The organism is Thalassobacter sp. 16PALIMAR09 (genome assembly GCF_000765485.1).
Classification (GTDB): domain Bacteria; phylum Pseudomonadota; class Alphaproteobacteria; order Rhodobacterales; family Rhodobacteraceae; genus Thalassobacter; species Thalassobacter stenotrophicus.
Genome location: NZ_JHAK01000009.1, coordinates 68,550 through 85,615 on the forward strand (window position 1 = coordinate 68,550; position 17,066 = coordinate 85,615).

Consider the following 17,066-nt stretch of genomic DNA (forward strand, 5'->3'; position numbering starts at 1 on the left):
AATGTGGTCTCAGGCAATACCCAGCGCGTCACTCAGTTCTGCAATCGGGGTCTCACCCAGAAGCAGGCGGAAAAGCTCGTCTCGGGCTTCAAGCAATTCGTGGTGACCGGAAAATGACCTTCAACGCAGCCGAAAAACACCAATCTCAAGTTCCAGCGCTTCAGTTGCTCGTTGCGCTTGGGTTCACCCCGCTCTCACAGGATGAGGCGCTTCGCCTGCGCGGCGGGCGCCTGCGGAACGTGGTCCTGGATGACGTGCTCGCCGACCAGCTGATGCGCATCAACCGCTTCACGCATCGGGGAAGAGAATACAGCTTTGACCTTGAGGACGCGCACGAGGCGATGCGTCGGATCAAACCTACGCCCGACCGGATGAAGGGGCTCCGGGGAACGAACCAGGACATCTACGACTCGCTCGTCCTAGGGACAACGATTACGAAGTCCATCGATGGCGATTCAAAGAGCTACTCATTCCAATACATCGACTGGGAAAAGCCTGAGAACAACGTCTTCCACGTGACTGCCGAATATGCTGTGGAAAGGACCGCATCCAGCCAGACCAAGCGTTGCGACATTGTCGCTTTCGTGAATGGCATTCCGATTCTGGTGATCGAGAACAAGCGACCGACTGGAAGCCTTAATAAAGCGGACAGCCAGCTGATTGGCTACCAGAACGAAGAAAACATCCCACAACTCTTCCACTTCGCGCAGCTGCTAGTCTCTATGAACCGCAACAGCGCGCGCTACGCGACGGTCGGGACCAAGTCTAAATTCTGGGCCGAATGGCGCGACGAGGAAGACACCGACGAGGCCATCGCGCCTTTCGCCAACCGTGTCCTTGCGGCGGCGGAAAAAGACTCGATCTTTTCTGGCGACTTCGGCGGCGCGCGTGTCTACTTCGACTCAATGGAGGCAGAGGGAGACCGCGCCGTCACGGTTCAAGACCGGACGGTGTACGCACTGTGCCGACCCGCGCGGCTGCTCGATCTCATCCGCCGCTTCACCGTATTCGATGGCGGCATTCGCAAGGTCGCGCGCCACCAGCAGTACTTCGGAATCCGCCGCGCGGTCGAGACGGTCAAGCAGCACGATATCAGTGGCGCGCGCAAGGGCGGAGTGATCTGGCACACCCAAGGTTCAGGCAAGTCGCTGACAATGGTGATGCTGGGGAGATCGCTCGCCCTCGAACGCAGCATCGAGAACCCGAGGATCATCATCCTCACGGACCGCGACGATCTCGACAAGCAGATCAAGGACACCTTCAAGTCCTGCGATCTGGAGCCAGTCCGTGCGACGAGCGGGTCACACCTACTGGAGCTTGTCCAGAACAAGGCTCCGCTGGTCACCACGATCATCAACAAGTTCGACACTGCGCTTAAGCATAGCAAACTGGCGGACGACGATCCGAACATCTTCGTGCTGGTCGACGAGAGCCACAGGACGCAGACAGGGCGCTACGGCGGCCACAGCCAGTTCGCCGCCAAGATGCGACGCCTCCTGCCAAAGGCCTGCTATCTCGGATTCACCGGAACGCCTCTCCTCAAGAAGGAGAAGAACACGCTCTCTACCTTTGGGCGACTGATCCACCGATACGCCATCGACGAGGCTGTAGCTGACGGCGCAGTCGTGCCGTTGCTCTATGAAGGGCGGCTTGTCGAACAGCAGGTTTCGGGAGCCGTGATCGACCGCTGGTTCGACAAGATTAGCGAGGGGCTGACCGAAAATCAGAAGCGCGATCTGAAGCGTAAGTTCTCTCGGATGGACGCTCTGGCCAAGACCGACCAGGCCATTCGGGCCAAGGCCTTCGACATCTCCGAGCACTATCGCCAGCACTGGCAGGGAACCGGGTTCAAGGCTCAACTCGTTGCGCCATCGAAGGCGGCGGCGGTTCGCTTCAAGGAGGTCCTCGACGAGATCGGCCACGTCTCGAGTGCCATTGTTGTCTCCCCGCCGGACGAGAACGAGGGCAACGAGGAGGTCGATCAGGAATCGAAGGATCTCGTGCGGAAATTTTGGTCGAAAATGATGGCGCAGTACAAGACCGAGGACGAATACAACCGCCAGATTATCGATGCCTTCAAGGGTTCCGGCGATCCGGAGATCCTGATCGTCGTCTCAAAGCTCCTCACCGGCTTCGATGCACCTCGGAACACGGTGCTTTACGTCTGCAAGTCTCTGAAGGAGCACAACCTCCTGCAAGCAATTGCGCGCGTGAATAGGCTGTATGAGGACGGCGGCACAGAGAAGCAGTTCGGCTTCATCGTCGACTATGAGGGGCTGCTGGGCGAGCTGGACAGTGCGCTGACGACATACAGCGCCTTCGAAGGCTACGAGGCGGCCGACCTCGCCGGAACGGTTCATGACGTCCGCGAGGAGATCCGCAAGCTGCCCCAGCTGCACGACCAGCTCTGGGACCTATTCAAGCCTGTCCGGAACAAGAAGGACATGGAGCAGTTCGAGCAGCACCTCGCCGATGAGGCGCTGCGGCACGAGTTCTACGCGCGCCTCAAAGCCTTCAGCCGGTGCCTGCATATTTCGCTCTCGTCGGACAAGCTGTTTGATGTCTTCGACGAGGCCAAGATCGATGCACTCAAGCGGGACTGGAAGCAGTTCTCTGAACTGAAGCGGTCGGTCCAGCTTCGCTACCAGGAGACGGTGGACGTCCGCGAATTCGAACCGAAAATCCAGAAACTGCTGGATGACCATGTCGTTGCGATGCCGGCGGAAACAATCATCGAGGTGGTAAACATCAACGATCCCGACGCGCTGAAGGCAGTCGTCGAAGAAACCGGGGTCTCCGAGGCCTCAAAGGCCGATCGCATCGCTAGCGCGACCCGGCGGGCAATCACCGAGAAGATGGATGAGGACCCTACGTTCTACAAACAGTTCTCCGAGCTGCTCGAAGATACCATCCGGGCCTACCGCGAAAAGCGGCTGTCCGAGCGCGAATACCTGAACAGTGTCGTGGATCTCGCGAGCAAGGTAGCCCGCAAGGATCGGGGGCGGGATGTTCCGGAGAGCATTAGGGGCGATGAGGATGCTCAGGCCTTCTTTGGCGTCCTGGATGGTCAGCTCAAGACCAAGGGCGATGATTCAGTGACCGGCGTCGAGGTTGCAGCGATCGCTCAACAGATCATCGACATCATCAAATCGCACCTGATCGTGGACATCTGGTCGAACGAGGTAGCCCAGAACAATCTGCGCAACGCCATTGATGACTACTTCTTCGATGTCCTGCGCGACGAGAAGGACATCGACATTCCCGTAGAAGTACTCGACGATCTCGAACTCAAGATTATGGATCTTGCCCGGGCCCGGTTCGCAGCATGACACGGGAGTTGCACTGCCTGCAGTACGGTGAACAGGAGATCCAGTACGAGATTGTCCGGCGCCCGAGGAAGACACTGGAGATCGCCGTCGAGCCGGATGCGTCGGTGGTGGTCGCGGCCCCGGAGGACGCGACACTAGACGCGATCGAAGCCAAGCTGCGGAAGCGCGCGGCATGGGTGACGAGGCAGCAGCGGTACTTCTCCCAGTTCCTGCCACGCACGCCCGAGCGCAAGTTCGTCGCCGGAGAGACGCATCTCTACCTTGGGCGGCAGTATCGGCTGAAGGTCATTCCCCATGTCCAGGAAAGTGTGAAGCTGATCAGAGGTTTCATCGTCGTGCAAACACACCGTCCGACCAAGCCAGAAGTTACGCGTGAACTGGTCGAGACATGGTATCGGGATCGAGCCCACATCAAGTTTCCGGAACGGATCGAACTCTGTCTCGGCCACTTCCCAGCCCCCGAGGAATTCCGGCCGAAAGGTCTCATCGTGCGGCAGACTCGGCAAAGATGGGGGTCCATGTCGCCGGCGGGATGTTTGCTACTCAATCGTCGTCTGGTTCAGGCCCCGGTCGATGCAATTGATTACGTGATCACTCACGAACTCTGCCACGTGGCCGAGCCTCATCACGGAGCAAAGTTCTTCGAACTTCTCTACAAAGTGATGCCCGATTGGGAGCGACGGAAGCAGCGGCTTGAGCGAGCCATGGCCTGAAAATTATTGAACCCAGCCGCAGCCAGATCGGAAAAACTCTGCTTGTGAAGCCGTTGGCCGTAGGGGTGAGCTTCGGACGTCCGGTTTCGTGGGCTGGCTCAAGTCCATTCGATGCCGCATCGAGCTTCCGCAATCGCCTGACGACAAAAAATTCACTCTGGTCAACTTATCGAATAACCAGCTTTTGACCACCATCCTCCTGCAGCATCGCCTCCATATCGTCCAAGCCATCGACGGCGGAGCGCATTTGCGCCTCACCCACGGCGCTAACTGACTCGGCATCCGTGACTTGGCCCCCAAAATCCATCTCCATCTGGCGCTGTTCCTCGGCGATGACGGCTTGAACGACGGGCGCGGTCTTCTTTGGGGCGAGATGGGTTTGCCATGACGATTGGCCATCAGCAGCCTGGCGCGCGGCCTCAACGTCGGCCTCGGATCCGCCTGAACCGTCAGCTGGCGGCGTCATCGGCATGGCGCGCATACTCAACGGCATATTGCCTTGCGGCCCCCCTCCCCCCGGCTCCGGAAACGGCAACTCCCCCGTCTGTGCCGCGTGGATCGCCTTGAACAGCCGGTCGTCAAAATACTGAATCCGCTTCGCCCGGACCGGCATCTGGGCATCGATGACCATGACGATTTCATCGAGCGGTAGGCGGCGCGCCTCATCCTCGGGCAACAGTGAGCTTTCTTCGGTCCGTGTGGATTGGCTGCGGCCCTCGAAGGGGTTCTTGCCGATGGACTGCGAGCGCGTGATGACGGTCTTCGTGGTCTTGCCGACCGCCTTGCTCAGCTCCTCGACGGTTTTTTCATCCGAAGGCGTCAGGTAGAGCTTCACACCCGCATTGCCTTGCAGGGCGCGGCGGGTGTTCTCGCCGTAGATTTCATCGAGGGCGGGGATGGTCTGGGTGACCACCGCCAAATGTCCGCGATAGGTGCGCAGGGTCTCGATGCTCTCGACCACGATCGGCATCTTGCCCAAACGATTGAACTCGTCGAGCATGATCATCACCGGCCAGGGTTCATCAGGCCCGGGATCCTTCTCCTGCATGGCGGAAAGGAGATCGGAGAAGAAGAGCCGGATTAGCGGCGCGAGCGGTTTGACCATCAGCGGTTGGACGACGAGGTAGACGGAGAAGGGTTTCTTTCGGATCGTCCGGAAATCAAAATCCGACACCGCCGTCGCCTCATCGATCGCCGGGTTCTGCCATTGGTCGAGCCCCGAGGTCATCAGGAGCGAAACATAAGAGGTCAGCGTGTCATTGTTGGTGGACGCCAGCCGCGTGAAGATCAGCTTGGCAGCCCTGTTGTCGACCTCATGGCCCCGCGCGAAATACTCCTTCTGCTTGTTCCCTCCCGAGGCCGCGATGCGGTAGATCTCGCCCAAGGTGGGGCGCTTGCGCTGGAAGGCCAACAAGCCTGCCGCCACGAAGAGATCGATCCCGCCCTTGAGGAGGCCCTGCACCCGGTCATTGTCGCTCTGCAAGAAGAGCGTCGCCAGGAGCTGCAGTTCCATCTGCTGGCGCGCGGGATCTTTCAGTTGATAGATGCGCAGGAGCGGGTTGTAGCGATGCGTGCGCTTGCCCTCCCAATCGGTGGGGGCAAAGCGATAGACCTTGTCGCCTTGGGCGGCGCGGTGCCGGGCCGTTGCCTCGAAACACTCGCCCTTCACATCGAGCGTCACGGCGGAACCCTGCCACGTCAGCAGGTTCGGAATGACGAAGCCCGTGGTCTTGCCGCGGCCCGTGGGGGCCACGATCAGCGCATGGGGGAAGACCTTGGAGCAAATGTAATTGGCGCGGGAGCCCGGCGCCCCCAGCTTGCCGAGGATGAACCCGGTCCCTGGCGCCCCGAAGAAGCCATTGGCCTTCATCTCGCGCGCACTCTGCCAATGGGTCTGGCCAAACCTTGTCAGGGCGGACCCCGAGAGGGCGAGGCTCAGCATCAGGCCGGCGGCGGCGAAGCTGCCGATGATCAGGTGAATAAGTTGCGCATCCTCCGGGCGGCGATCGAGGATCGCCAGATAGTTCTGCGCGATATAGGCAAAGTCGATCCCGGCCCCGAAGCCGAGATCCTGGTAGGTCAACACCGCCGAGGCGATGGTATAGCCCATGGCCCCGGTCACAAGCGTCACCAGCAGGACGCCCGTGGCGATCCGCGCTTTTCCCATGGAGGCGCTCAATGGACCTGACCCCGCTCGGTCTCGCCATCCACATCGCCAGTGCGGTGTTTTTCATACTCGGCGTCGGCAAGATCATCGACCACCTGGCGCAAGGCCTCCGTGTTGGCCGTCGCTGCATCCGATTGCAGGTAGACCTTGGCGACATAGAGCCGGTCGAGGCGGTCCTCGAGAACCTTGTCCAGCGCATCGGCATCGCCAGATGTGAGCCGGTCGAGTTGGCGAACGTCCAGCACCCGCGCGATCTCGTCGCGGAAGGCGTTCCGCTCCGCCTCGGTCTCGAAGGGCGCGGACAATTCCCCGGCCCGCTCATGGTAAAGAACACGCGCAATCTCGTCTGCGAGGCGATCGGCACTGTCAGACTGCGGCGCAGTTTCACCGCGGGCTGCGAGGAGCGCGTCGCGCGTTCCAGAACCAAGCCCCTCGCGCATCTCGTTTTCGCGGCGGACCTGGTTGATGGCCTCAGTGTCCCGGATCTCCACAACGGCCGGATAGGTCGCGCTGAGCCCACGAGCAAGGTGGGACGGCATGTCCGGATAGCGCGCGCGCAAGTCATCTGTGACAGCAGATGCAACAGATGTGCGGACATCGCGTCCCTCCATGATCCGGTCGACCTCGCGGGTGATCTCGCTGGCGCGCGCCGCATCGGTAATGGTCTCCCTGTAGGGCTCAGACCGGTCAATCACATCGCCAGGGCGTGCGAGCAGGTCCGGGTGTGCCTCGAGAAACGCGCGCTGCTCGGTCTCGATCCGGCGCTCCGCCCGTGAGACAACCTCCCAGTCCCGGTCCTCGATCTGCTCTGCTGTCAGGCCGTCTGCGCGCATCTCCTGACGGATTGTCCCTTCCATCGCCCGCACCGCGCCCTCATGATAATGGAACCGCTCGCTGACCGGTTCCGCTTCCATGACGCCATCCCGGCGCAGCACGTTCTCGCGCTCCAACAGCGTGCCAAGTTCCACATGTACATCGTTGAGAATGTCGCGGGCCTGTTCCAGATCGGCGCGGCGTTCGAGGTTCAGATCGCGTGCCTCGGCCACCTTGGCAAGATCATCTGCGATCCATTGATGCTCCAGCGCGGCACTCGACGCCCTGGTTTCGATCCGGGCCACCACTTCCGATGTGCTGATCCCGGTGCCGCGCAGGGCGGTGTCTATGCTCGACCGCAAGTCCGGCTCGGCCAGACGTTCTAGCTGTTTGGTGTCGATGTTCGCATCTGAATAGATCCCGCCCTCCGAGGGGGTCTCTGACAGCGTGGATGATCGCAAACCGAGAGGCTGCATGTGCTGGACCTGCGTCTGGATCTCGATGAGGCGTTTTTCCAGCACGGGACGTTCCGCGTCAGACTTCTCGGCGATCATGCCCTGCACCCGCGCGAGCTTCTCCGCATAGAGGCTTCTCAGATCCTCGAAGCTTTGATCCTCGGCCATATACACATCTCCTGTTCGATCTACCTGTCCGCCATGCGCCAACACCTCGCCCGCGCGGAAGAGTGCTGCGGCGATGTCTTCCCGGGCCTCCCGGGAGGCCTCTACGGCAAGCGAATGATAGACAGTTCTGGTGTTGGCGATCTCCGCCAGCGTCCGCGTCAGGTCCTGCCCCACACGTTCGCGCTCGCGGGGTGCGCGCCCCTCTTCTTTCGCCGCATAAACTTCGCTGGTGCGGGCTGGGTAATGCACGACACCGCGATCCATCCGGCGCGTGGCCTCCAGGCGCACGCCGTACTTCTCCGCCTCCTCGACCATGGCGAGGCGGAAGTCGTCATAGTTGAAGCGGTGGTTGCGCCCCAGAAAGAAGAACTCGCCTTCCTGCGAGCGGCGGTTCAGCACCAGATGCGCATGGGGGTGATCGCGGTCCTCATGCACCGCGATGATGTAATCGAAGTGCCCTGCGTCGGTCTGGAAGAACCGCTCGGCCACGTCCGTCGCGATGTCGCGCACATCCTCGCCCCGCGTGCCGATGGGGAAGGACATCAGCATGTGGGTCGTCTGGCCCAGCTTGGGCTTAAAGCCCGCATCCCACCGCTTGGCAAAGCGCTCGGTCAGGTCCTTGATGTCCTTTGCCTCGAGCTTCGCTTTGCCATCCAGGAACCCGCTCGAGTCGACGATATGGGTGGACTTGGTTGTGAGGTAGTCGAGCTGGTTTGCGAGCTGCGATTTGGTATGCGTGCCCCCGCCCCGGATCGCCTTGAAGACGGCTGGCCGATGCCCTGCCGCCGCGCGCGCAAGCTGGGTCTGCTTGGCCACGTGCAGACCTTGCATCGAGCCCCGGACGCGGCTCCAGCCATCCCGAAAGACCTCGCCCGTGACGGCATGGACGGCATCATTCAGCCGCATGGGCAAACTCCCTCAGCGCGGCCGTGGCCTGCAGCTGCATTGCGTCCCGACGGCGGCGCAGAAGCAGATCGATCTCGTCAGCACTGTCCAGGATGAACCGCGCCAGCCCGCGCATCTGCACAAGGCGCAATTCGGAGAACTCTGCACTCGTGCCACCATCAGCCCCCTGCCCCTGCCGGTTGGCCTTCGTCATCTGCTTGGCGATCTGCGCGACGCCATTGCCGACCTCGTGCAGCGAGGCGCGGTAGCGCGCCATCTCTGCTGCCATCTGCACGTCCGGCAAGAACACCCCGCCTGCCGCCTGGATGAGCCGCCGGAGCCCCTCGGCCCTGCTCTCGATCCCCGCCTTCGCCAACACCGCGTCGAGCGCCGCAAGCTCCGCAGCCGTGACCTTCACACTGACCGCCGAGACCGGGATCGCGGCATCCGTCTGGCGCTCGGCATCGGCTTTGAGCGTGTACTGAATCGCCCGCACCGACACGCCAAACCGTTCCGCCAGCACTGAAGTGGAAACGCCTTCCGCAGCTTCGCGAACGATCTCCATGCGGTCCGCATCTGTGAGACGTTTTGAACGAGACATGCGAAGAAAGACCCCCTATTTCCTGCCACCTTCCACCAAGGCTGCCCCTACCTTACGATAATATACCAAACTGTCAATTATATACTTACGTTGAATTCAGGCTCAGGCAGCCTTGGTGTCCGCTTCACGCCGCGGCCCGCAGGGACGCGGCTCTGTCGAGCCTCACCACCGGCACAGCCTCCAGCCTCAAAGGCCCCCTTCACCAGCACCGCCCGAGGGTCAGGCCGAACACGCATGTGTTCGGACGGAACCGCGGGCGGGCGCAAACCCCTCCGACAGGGCGGACAGGCAGGGTCAAGGAGGGCCAGATTTGGGTCCCCAAATCTCTGCCGCAAAAACCGGGAGGCCCTGGCCGATAGGTTTTTGTGGATGGCCCCCTTGAGGCTGACTGGCCGGTCTGTCGCGGCCTGATCCTTCCGGTCGGCGATCGTCTTTTGATCGCCGACCGGAAGCAAAGCGAGGTCGCTGGCGGCGATCACCCCCGCCGGACCCGGCATCCCTGAAACAGGGATCGGGCCGCCCCAAGATCGTCCTGGGGCGGCCCATCCTCGTCAGAGGATTTAGTCCTGGGGATCTTTCGCGCTCGGTGGGAACATCACCAGCTCCGAGACCGCGACAGGAAAGTCGAGCTTGAGGCTGAAGAACTCCGAGCCATCCCCGTTGCGAGTGTTGCGGAACATGGCGCCCACGCGTTGGAACCGGGTGCGCTCCTGGCCATCGGTGTCGGTGAACTTGACGGGGACGGTGGCGACGTAGTGGTTGGTCATTTGGGTCTCTCATTTTTGCGATGGGGATCACCCGGCACGGGGGCAAGAGGCCCGGTCGCAAGCGCAAATGCGGAGGGTCCACGGCTCCGCCGTGGAAGCCGTATTTGTGCTTGCCGGAGCGAAGCGCAGGGCACGATTGGGCCGACCCCGTGCGATCCACATCACTGAGCAAAAAGGAGAGACCCAGATGACCCTTTCCATCACGCAGCCGCCATCATCCGCGTTCGCGTCCCGCCGAGCCTGGCCGGGGTGCTGACGGAGCCCGCCCGCGTGGATGCGATGTTCTGCGACACCACCCGAGGGTTGTGCAGGTCTTCAGCCTCAAGTGCGACGTCTCGACCTCTCGGCCTTGCGCTGCTGACGATGTGCGAGGTGCGCACCATCCCCAGCCCGTACCGATGCGGATGGGCCGAACTCTGACGGGCTGGGTAGAGGGATGACGGTGCTGGACGCCGTGAGATGCAGATCAAGTGTGACCGATCGCACGCGCCATGAGATATGACGAAAGGACCGCCCGAAGGCGACCCGGTTATGGCCATCACGCGCCCAAGCTGTCGAGCATCCCCCTGGTATCAGGCATTCGCTTCAGCGAGTTGCCGATGTGTTCCCGCCAGCGCGGCCCAACCTCCATTGCGGTGGCATAGGCCCGAGCCAGATCATCGGGCCGGTCCTCGGCCATCGCTTCGATCAAGAAGGCTGCCTGCTCGCGGTCCTTCGCAGATTTCAGGCTCCCTGCCCCATCGCGGCGCCGGTCGGCAATGATCAGTTTGTGGATCGCATAGCGCTCCGGGCGGGGCACCTGCACCAGAACGCCGGATCTATAGATCGCCGCCGCGTGGATCGGCTCAGCGATCAGGAAGTTGAGATAGTTCAATCCTTGGGCGTTCACGCCCAAGGCTGGCAGATCACGGATGGTCTCATCTCCGAACGCCGGTGTGAGAAACTCGACCAACTGGCCACTGCCACCCTGGGCCCATCGCCATGTCCGACCTTGGTCAAGAGCTGGCAGAGGATCGAATTTGAGCGCTGAGAACGTCTCGGCAAGACCCGGGTCGACCTGATCCTGCAACGCAACGCTGAGCTTCTCGAACTGCGCGATGTCGATGTCGCCGGTGTTGGCCATACCGCCAATGGGCAGACGGATACCAAGCTCGCCTTCATAGAGGCGAAACGCATTGGTTCCAACGATGGTGCCACCCAAACGGAAAGTCCCGGCTGCCGCCATCGCCGACAGGATGGACCCGGTCGCCCGGTCGGTGGGGGTCATGCCTTCAGCGCGCAAGAGGCGAACGAGCCGCGACCGTTGCGCCTGCCGCTCCTTGGCGGTCGCGCGCAGATCCTCGATCCGGTCGATACGTGCGCGCGTCTCGTCGCTGTCCTCGCCGATATAGATGAACCGCATCTCCGTTCCGACGCGGCGCGCGGCATACCAATAGGCCTTGTCGCCGCGCTCCTTGAGAGTCGGCTTGCCTTCGACACCGGACAAAGCGTCGTCCTTCAAGAGACGTACCAGATCGGTATAGGCGCTCATCGCGATGCTGCTGAGTGGGGTCATGCCAATCATTTCCAAGTTTTGCTTGGCACACATATACCTATCAAAACAGGAAAATGCTAGGCAAAGCAATTTGGGCCCCGCCACGCGCATGAGAAACAACGAAAGGGCCGCCCGAAGGCGACCCTCTCAACTCACGTCTCCGCAGTTTTCTTTGCCGGGTCCGCAACCCGCATGACCGTCAAGCCTTTCGCTTCGGCCTTCTGCCCGAGGTTCAGCGCGACCCCGTTGCCGCCGAAGAGAACAACCCCCGTCGCCGCGAACTTGTCGTCCAGCATCTCGTCGTTGCACTTGAACGGTGCCGCCCGCCCATGCGCGGACCAGCGCGGATCGAAGCGCGCTTGCGCGACCCCGCGTGCTCGGGCCCACCGGGCCGCAATCATCTCCGCCCCGTGCTTGCCACCCTTGTGGCAGAGGAAGATCTCCTGGTTGCGGTTCTGCTTGATCCGTTCGCGAACCTTGTCGAGCGTATTGAAGATCACATCGACATCGGTCCAGTCGGTGGCGCCCGAAACGATCAGGGGCACCCCCTCGACTTTCGACTTCTCGGCGGTTTCCCGATCATGCTGCTCCAGGAGCTGCCGCGCCTCGAAGACCGCCCCGGTCTCTTGCGCCCGGACGCTTGCGCGCGACCCGGCTGCCGGGATGAAGGCGTGACCGGTCTCGATCTCGTAGCATTCCGCCGCCGCCTCGCTCATCACCTCGATAGCGCTGACGATCTCGCGCAGCTGCACAAAGCGCGCTTGCGCCTCTTCGAGCGCGGTCTCGGCGATCTCCGACCCGTCGTGGGATTTTGCCAGCGCGCCGATCTTGTCGGCGGTGCGGTCGACCTCCTTGCCGAGCGCCACCTTGCGCCGTTGCAGGATCGTCGCGAGCCCATGGGCCAACGGTTCGATTTCTGCCTCAAGGCCGGTATTGCGCAATTGACCGAGCAGGGTCTCGAAGCTCTCGCGGATGATGCGGTCGGTCAGGACGTGATCCTCGGGGATCGGCAGCTGTGCGTCCTTCTCGGTCAGCCCGAAAAGCTCAATAGTCTCGTAGGTGTTCGCATTGTCGTAAGCCATGTTCATTCTCCAGATATTGGGTTCGACCACCACGTGAGTGTGGTGGCATGGCCGAATGCCTGGTTTCCGAATCTGCCCGGGTCAGGGACGGCGCAGCCGCCGGCTTGCCGGGCGCAAAAGTTTTCCGCGCGCGGCACCCGACACATGCGCGCGCTCACGCACGGGACCGCCCTGCACCACTGGCGCCGCCCTCGCCGAAAAGTTTTGCGATCCTTGACGCGGGCTGATTTGGGGGCCATCCGGAGGATATGCTTCCGCACTCATGTGTGTGTGTTTTGACGGTAGGTTTGCCCGACCCGAGCAGGCAAACGGCCCGACCGGACGCGGGAGACGGATGGAGCGGCGGGATCGTTTTGCACCGCAAAACAGACCGAAGCGCAATCCGGCGGAGCGGCCAGGGAGGGACGTGCTCGCGAGGCGGGCAAACCGGGATGCCGGGTCCGACGCCGCGGTGAGGCCGCATGGCCGAATGCGCGACGGACCGAAGGGCCGTTCTCCCCTGCGACACGCGAAGCCGAGCAGGGGAGGCCGCAAGGCTCTGGCCGAGGTTGATGTGCAGGGGCTACGCTTTAGGCTATACGGATTACTTCTCCAAGCTTGCGACGTGATGGGACGGAGAGCGGCCATTCGCTGCGCGGTTCACGACCGTCCGGGACGCGGACGAACCTGAAATTCGGCGTCGAGCTGAAGTCGACTGGAACACACTTGCCTTGGAACCCGATGATCTACCGCCATTTGATGAGCGGTTTGCCATGATGCGCGAACTTTATGTGTCGCTGCCCTGGTCATAAGCAAAAGCCTCCGCCCCGATACTTCTAAATGGGAACGCCTAGGGCGCGCAGAATGCGAGTTCCCTCTGCTAACAGGATCAACTGATCAGATCGGACCAGCGGTCGATTATGACCAATGGTGTTTCTGACCGGTGCGAGACGCTGCATTGATATTTGAAAATCCTGCTTCGACACAAAGAGCCGCTCGAACGCCTCTTTCCAATTTTTGCCTTCGCAGATGATGTGCATCAACTCCATGAAATCGGCATAGTAGAGAAGGGGAAATGAGTCTCCGCGCAGCTCGTGTTCCGCTGCTTTCCTATTCTGCCACTTACGGCGCAAGTCTCCGTGAACCCTGCGCCGTAACCATGCTTCTCCCTCGATGCGGCGAAGCTCCGTCTCGATCACGTCTCGAAGCCGGTTCTCGATCTCGCCAAGAAGGCTGGCATGTTGCGGATCATAGTGGCCCACTTGGCCACCGTCCGTCCTGACGGGTGCAACTGCCTCGAAGCGCAGCTCGAAGCCCGCTGAAAACAGAACTTGCGGGTACACGTCTTGCGGAAAAGCAACCACTTCCGCGTTCAGTCCCGCGTCAATCTGAGCGGTTTCACGGTCTTCTGGGGACTGGTTCTCATCAAAGGCGACCGGTTCCCCCAACTCCTCCGCGAACACTTCCTGGCCCGCCGGATTGAACGGCTCGGCTCCACTGGAAATATCATGTAGACGAGCAATCCGGGCAAAGCCGACCATCGAGACACCGAGATGATCCTCGATGGCCCAGGGATTCTGGAGCTGTGCCATCCTACCCGCGAGCGAGGCCTGCCATGCCTCCATTTTCTGGAAGCGTTCCTGAAGAGGCTGGACCGCAGCCGCAGCCGCGACTGAGAAACTCTGCAACTGCTCGGCCAACGGAACAATTGCCCGATGTGCGGCTGTGACAAGCCCCTTCAGATCAGCGTCGATACGTCGAAGCACATCTACCGTTTCGGGACGTGTGATTGCACTGTGGGCGGCGGCTATGGCCGCTGACGTTTCAGCCCAATGCTGAGAGTTTGCGTATGCCGCAAACGCCGACTGGGCTTCGACCAGTGATGTCGCCAGCCTTTGAAAGTCTGCTCTGTGCAGCGTCTCAGCCGCATGTAGAGCTGATGACTGTTCAAACTGTTTTATCGCTTGCCGCACAGGGTCACTCTGCATCTCCCTGACGAGCCGCTGAGCCGGACTTTCGGCTTGCTCAAGCATTCTTGCCGCCTGAAAGGCCGGAGATTGCTCAAGCTCTCTGAGCGCCCGCGTGGCCGGATCGTTCTCCATCTGGCGCAGAGCTTTCTGAAGCGGGCTTTCAGCCTGTTCCAGCGCTCGACGTAGGGCGTCATTTACGAATGGTTCGCGAGCCACTAGACCGCCCCCTCCACCTCACGCGCTATCGCCCGCTGAAGCGTGCTGCAGTTTACACCCAGCTGCCCCTGCCGTTGCGTTGTCAAACTCATATCTAGTTCCGATCGTTTGCCTTTCAGTCACCCTAGCCCGGCGTTACTCGAATGTCAGCAATGCCGAACTGGGGCTAACCACCGAAGAACATGTTCAATGTCCGTTTTGGGCCGATCACGTCTGGCGTACGGCTTCAGTCCAGATCGACGCCGCCTAGGCGCGGCGCATGTACATGCGTTCGGAACAGTAACGCCGCGGCCGCGCCGGCCAAAGCGCCGAAGAGATGCGCCTCCCACGAGACGCCGGGTTGGCCTGGAAAAACGCCCCAGAGAAGGGAGCCATAGAGGACACCGACCACCAGTGCCGCGCCCAGCGTGATCAATAAGCGATCCACGAGGCCGCGCGCGACGAGGAAGCCAAACCAGCCGAAGACGAGCCCTGACGCGTCGATATGGATGGCCGAGCTTCCGAACAGCCAGACAAGACCGCCGCCGAGGCCGATCACCACGGCGTTCACGGCCAGCAAGGCCCGCGTGGTCGTAGCCACCAGCATCCCACCCATCACTAGGAGCGGCGGCGTATTGGCCATAAGATGCGCGAAGCTTCCATGCAGGAGGGGCATGGTGATGACACCATCCAATCCGCTGACATGCCGGGGGATCAGGCCGAAGGCCGGGTTCAAACCGTAGCCGGTGATCCAATTGACGACTTGGACCGCCCAGAGCAGCGCGACAAAGGCGACAAGCGCCGCAGTGCGCCGGAAGAAGACGCGCATGTGATCCCGGTTCATCATGTTGGCGACAGTAGACGTCACCACAGCGCCTTCAATGGTTTGCGCGCTGCACTGGATGCCGCCGCCTGCAACGGAGTTCGGGGCGGCCAACTTGGTCACAGCCAAGCCAAGAAAATGGCCTCGATCTTACACGGTGTTCCCCGGGCGAAAGGGCTGCGGTTCACGCTCGGGGCGCTTCAGGGCTTCCGCGTATTTACGGGCATTGTCATCGATTGTGCCGTGCCAAAGCTTCGAGACGAAGGCCCGGGCGTCTTGGACTGTCATGTCTTTCAGCGAAGAGGACAGCGCCATAAAAAGCTCATCCTCGCTGATCGCAGCGGCGCGGTGCATGGCGTCAGCGTAAAATGACGGGTCGTTGAGAATCTGCTCGCGCAGCGGCATCCGCGCGAGGTTCTCTTCCGGGATCGCCATGAAGATCGTGTCCTGCAGGTCGGCCAGATACGCACGCCGCGATGTGGACACCGGCTTTCCCGCCGCCTTGGCCTCCAGATATGCCTGCCTTGTCCTGTCGAGCTTCGACCTTGCATGGGTCATGATGACTTCACGCTGCCGGGCGCGTAGCGCGAATCCGGTGCAGCGCTCGATATGAGTGAGGAGATCTTCAACCTCTGCCCCAACATCAAAGCTCTCGAACCATGGAACCGTCCCTGATCTAGCCGCCACGCGCCCGCCCTCTATGTTTCGATAATATATTATTGTATCGCATTTACACCAGATCGCAAGCGGGTGGCGTCCTTCACGCAAACGGACATGGAAAAAGGGGAACCGTGGTCCCACGGCTCCCCTTTCGGTTCAGATCGTCTCCCCCTCGCGCGCCGATTAGGCAACCAGCGACAGCCCCGCGCCTGCGTCCTGCGGTTGCTCACCGCTGTCGATGAACGGGATGATCGAGAAGGTCTGCCCGCCGCGCTGTTTTTCGTTCTGCACGGCGTTGACGCGCAGATCGCCATCGGGCGTGTTGATCAGCAGCGACAGGTAGTCATTGCCCGTGCGGCTGCTTTTCGCCATCCAGGCCGAGCCGACGCGGATCGGTGTGCCCCGGGGCGAGCTGACCTCGACGCGGTAATCCGGGTGGGTCTCCTCGGATTTGTAGCTGTTCTCGATCAGCATGAACTCCAGATCGAACATCATGTTGGCGATGTAGCCGGTGAAGGCGTTGTCAGCGTCCATGGCGGTCAACTCGCCCGAGATCGAGCCGGACTTCATCAGGCCGTTCGAGACCAGCGGGATGATCTCGAATTCGCCGCTTTGGGTCGCGCGCGCCTCTTTCGTCTGCACCGCGTTGACCCGGAACGGGCCCAAGCCGACATCGATCTGCATCGAGACGTAGGGGTTGCCGCTGGTATTGCCGGTCTCGTTCCAGGCCGTGCCGATGCGCACCTTGCGACCGGATTGGTTGACTGCCGTTACGTCAAAATCCGGGCTGCGTTCGGACATCTTGGCCCGCGCCTCCAACTGGATGGCGATGTCAAAGCGCGTCGAGTGGATCATGCCGGTGTACTGAGCGGCTGCGGTCTCGACATTGCGGGTGAGGGTTCCTGCGAACATGGGATGGTTCCTT

The 17,066-nt window shown here is 61.5% G+C and carries 12 protein-coding genes; 2 read left to right on the top strand and 10 right to left on the bottom strand.

What is annotated here, in order from left to right; translation table 11 throughout:
- The first annotated feature begins 113 nt into the window (after positions 1-113).
- Together PM04_RS15250 and PM04_RS15255 are read left to right on the top strand one after the other, a co-directional pair.
- Positions 114-3,329 (top strand): type I restriction endonuclease subunit R, encoded by a 3,216-nt coding sequence (locus tag PM04_RS15250; protein WP_038008422.1) that lies wholly within the window; start codon positions 114-116, stop codon positions 3,327-3,329.
- Complete coding sequence (locus PM04_RS15255; RefSeq protein ID WP_038008424.1) at positions 3,326-4,042, top strand: M48 family metallopeptidase; 717 nt, start codon at positions 3,326-3,328, stop codon at positions 4,040-4,042. Before PM04_RS15250 ends, PM04_RS15255 begins: the two co-directional genes overlap by 4 nt.
- Positions 4,043-4,208: 166 nt before the next feature.
- Here PM04_RS15255 and PM04_RS15260 read toward each other — a convergent pair whose 3' ends face one another.
- The 10 genes from PM04_RS15260 to PM04_RS15315 all read right to left on the bottom strand — a co-directional run bounded on the left by PM04_RS15260 (position 4,209) and on the right by PM04_RS15315 (position 17,053).
- A complete protein-coding gene (locus PM04_RS15260) occupies positions 4,209-6,209 on the bottom strand; it encodes a type IV secretory system conjugative DNA transfer family protein (protein WP_038008426.1) in 2,001 nt (666 codons plus the stop codon).
- Between the two features lie 8 nt (positions 6,210-6,217).
- Positions 6,218-8,551 (bottom strand): relaxase/mobilization nuclease domain-containing protein, encoded by a 2,334-nt coding sequence (locus PM04_RS15265; protein ID WP_038008427.1) that lies wholly within the window; start codon positions 8,549-8,551, stop codon positions 6,218-6,220.
- Positions 8,538-9,131 (bottom strand): helix-turn-helix domain-containing protein, encoded by a 594-nt coding sequence (locus PM04_RS15270; RefSeq protein WP_038008429.1) that lies wholly within the window; start codon positions 9,129-9,131, stop codon positions 8,538-8,540. The genes PM04_RS15265 and PM04_RS15270 overlap by 14 nt, the downstream gene beginning before the upstream one ends.
- 560 nt (positions 9,132-9,691) lie before the next feature.
- The gene (locus PM04_RS15280) at positions 9,692-9,898 is read right to left on the bottom strand and encodes a hypothetical protein (protein ID WP_007120662.1); all 207 of its coding nucleotides are present in this window, start codon (positions 9,896-9,898) and stop codon (positions 9,692-9,694) included.
- Positions 9,899-10,436: 538 nt separating this feature from the next.
- A complete protein-coding gene (locus tag PM04_RS15285; protein WP_255347917.1) occupies positions 10,437-11,453 on the bottom strand; it encodes a GSU2403 family nucleotidyltransferase fold protein in 1,017 nt (338 codons plus the stop codon).
- A gap of 131 nt (positions 11,454-11,584) precedes the next feature.
- Positions 11,585-12,514 carry a DUF2493 domain-containing protein gene (locus tag PM04_RS15290; RefSeq protein WP_038008432.1) on the bottom strand — a complete coding sequence of 310 codons (930 nt, stop codon included), beginning with the start codon at positions 12,512-12,514 and terminating at the stop codon, positions 11,585-11,587.
- 815 nt (positions 12,515-13,329) lie between these two features.
- Positions 13,330-14,679, bottom strand: coding sequence for a Swt1 family HEPN domain-containing protein (locus PM04_RS15300; RefSeq protein WP_038008436.1), 1,350 nt, complete (start codon positions 14,677-14,679; stop codon positions 13,330-13,332).
- Positions 14,680-14,905: 226 nt separating this feature from the next.
- The gene (locus tag PM04_RS15305) at positions 14,906-15,487 is read right to left on the bottom strand and encodes a rhomboid family intramembrane serine protease (RefSeq protein ID WP_038008499.1); all 582 of its coding nucleotides are present in this window, start codon (positions 15,485-15,487) and stop codon (positions 14,906-14,908) included.
- A gap of 144 nt (positions 15,488-15,631) precedes the next feature.
- A complete protein-coding gene (locus PM04_RS15310; RefSeq protein WP_235281453.1) occupies positions 15,632-16,168 on the bottom strand; it encodes a hypothetical protein in 537 nt (178 codons plus the stop codon).
- Between the two features lie 156 nt (positions 16,169-16,324).
- On the bottom strand, positions 16,325-17,053 hold the full coding sequence (locus PM04_RS15315) for a DUF736 family protein (RefSeq protein ID WP_038008438.1): 729 nt from the start codon (positions 17,051-17,053) through the stop codon (positions 16,325-16,327).
- Positions 17,054-17,066: the final 13 nt, after the last annotated feature.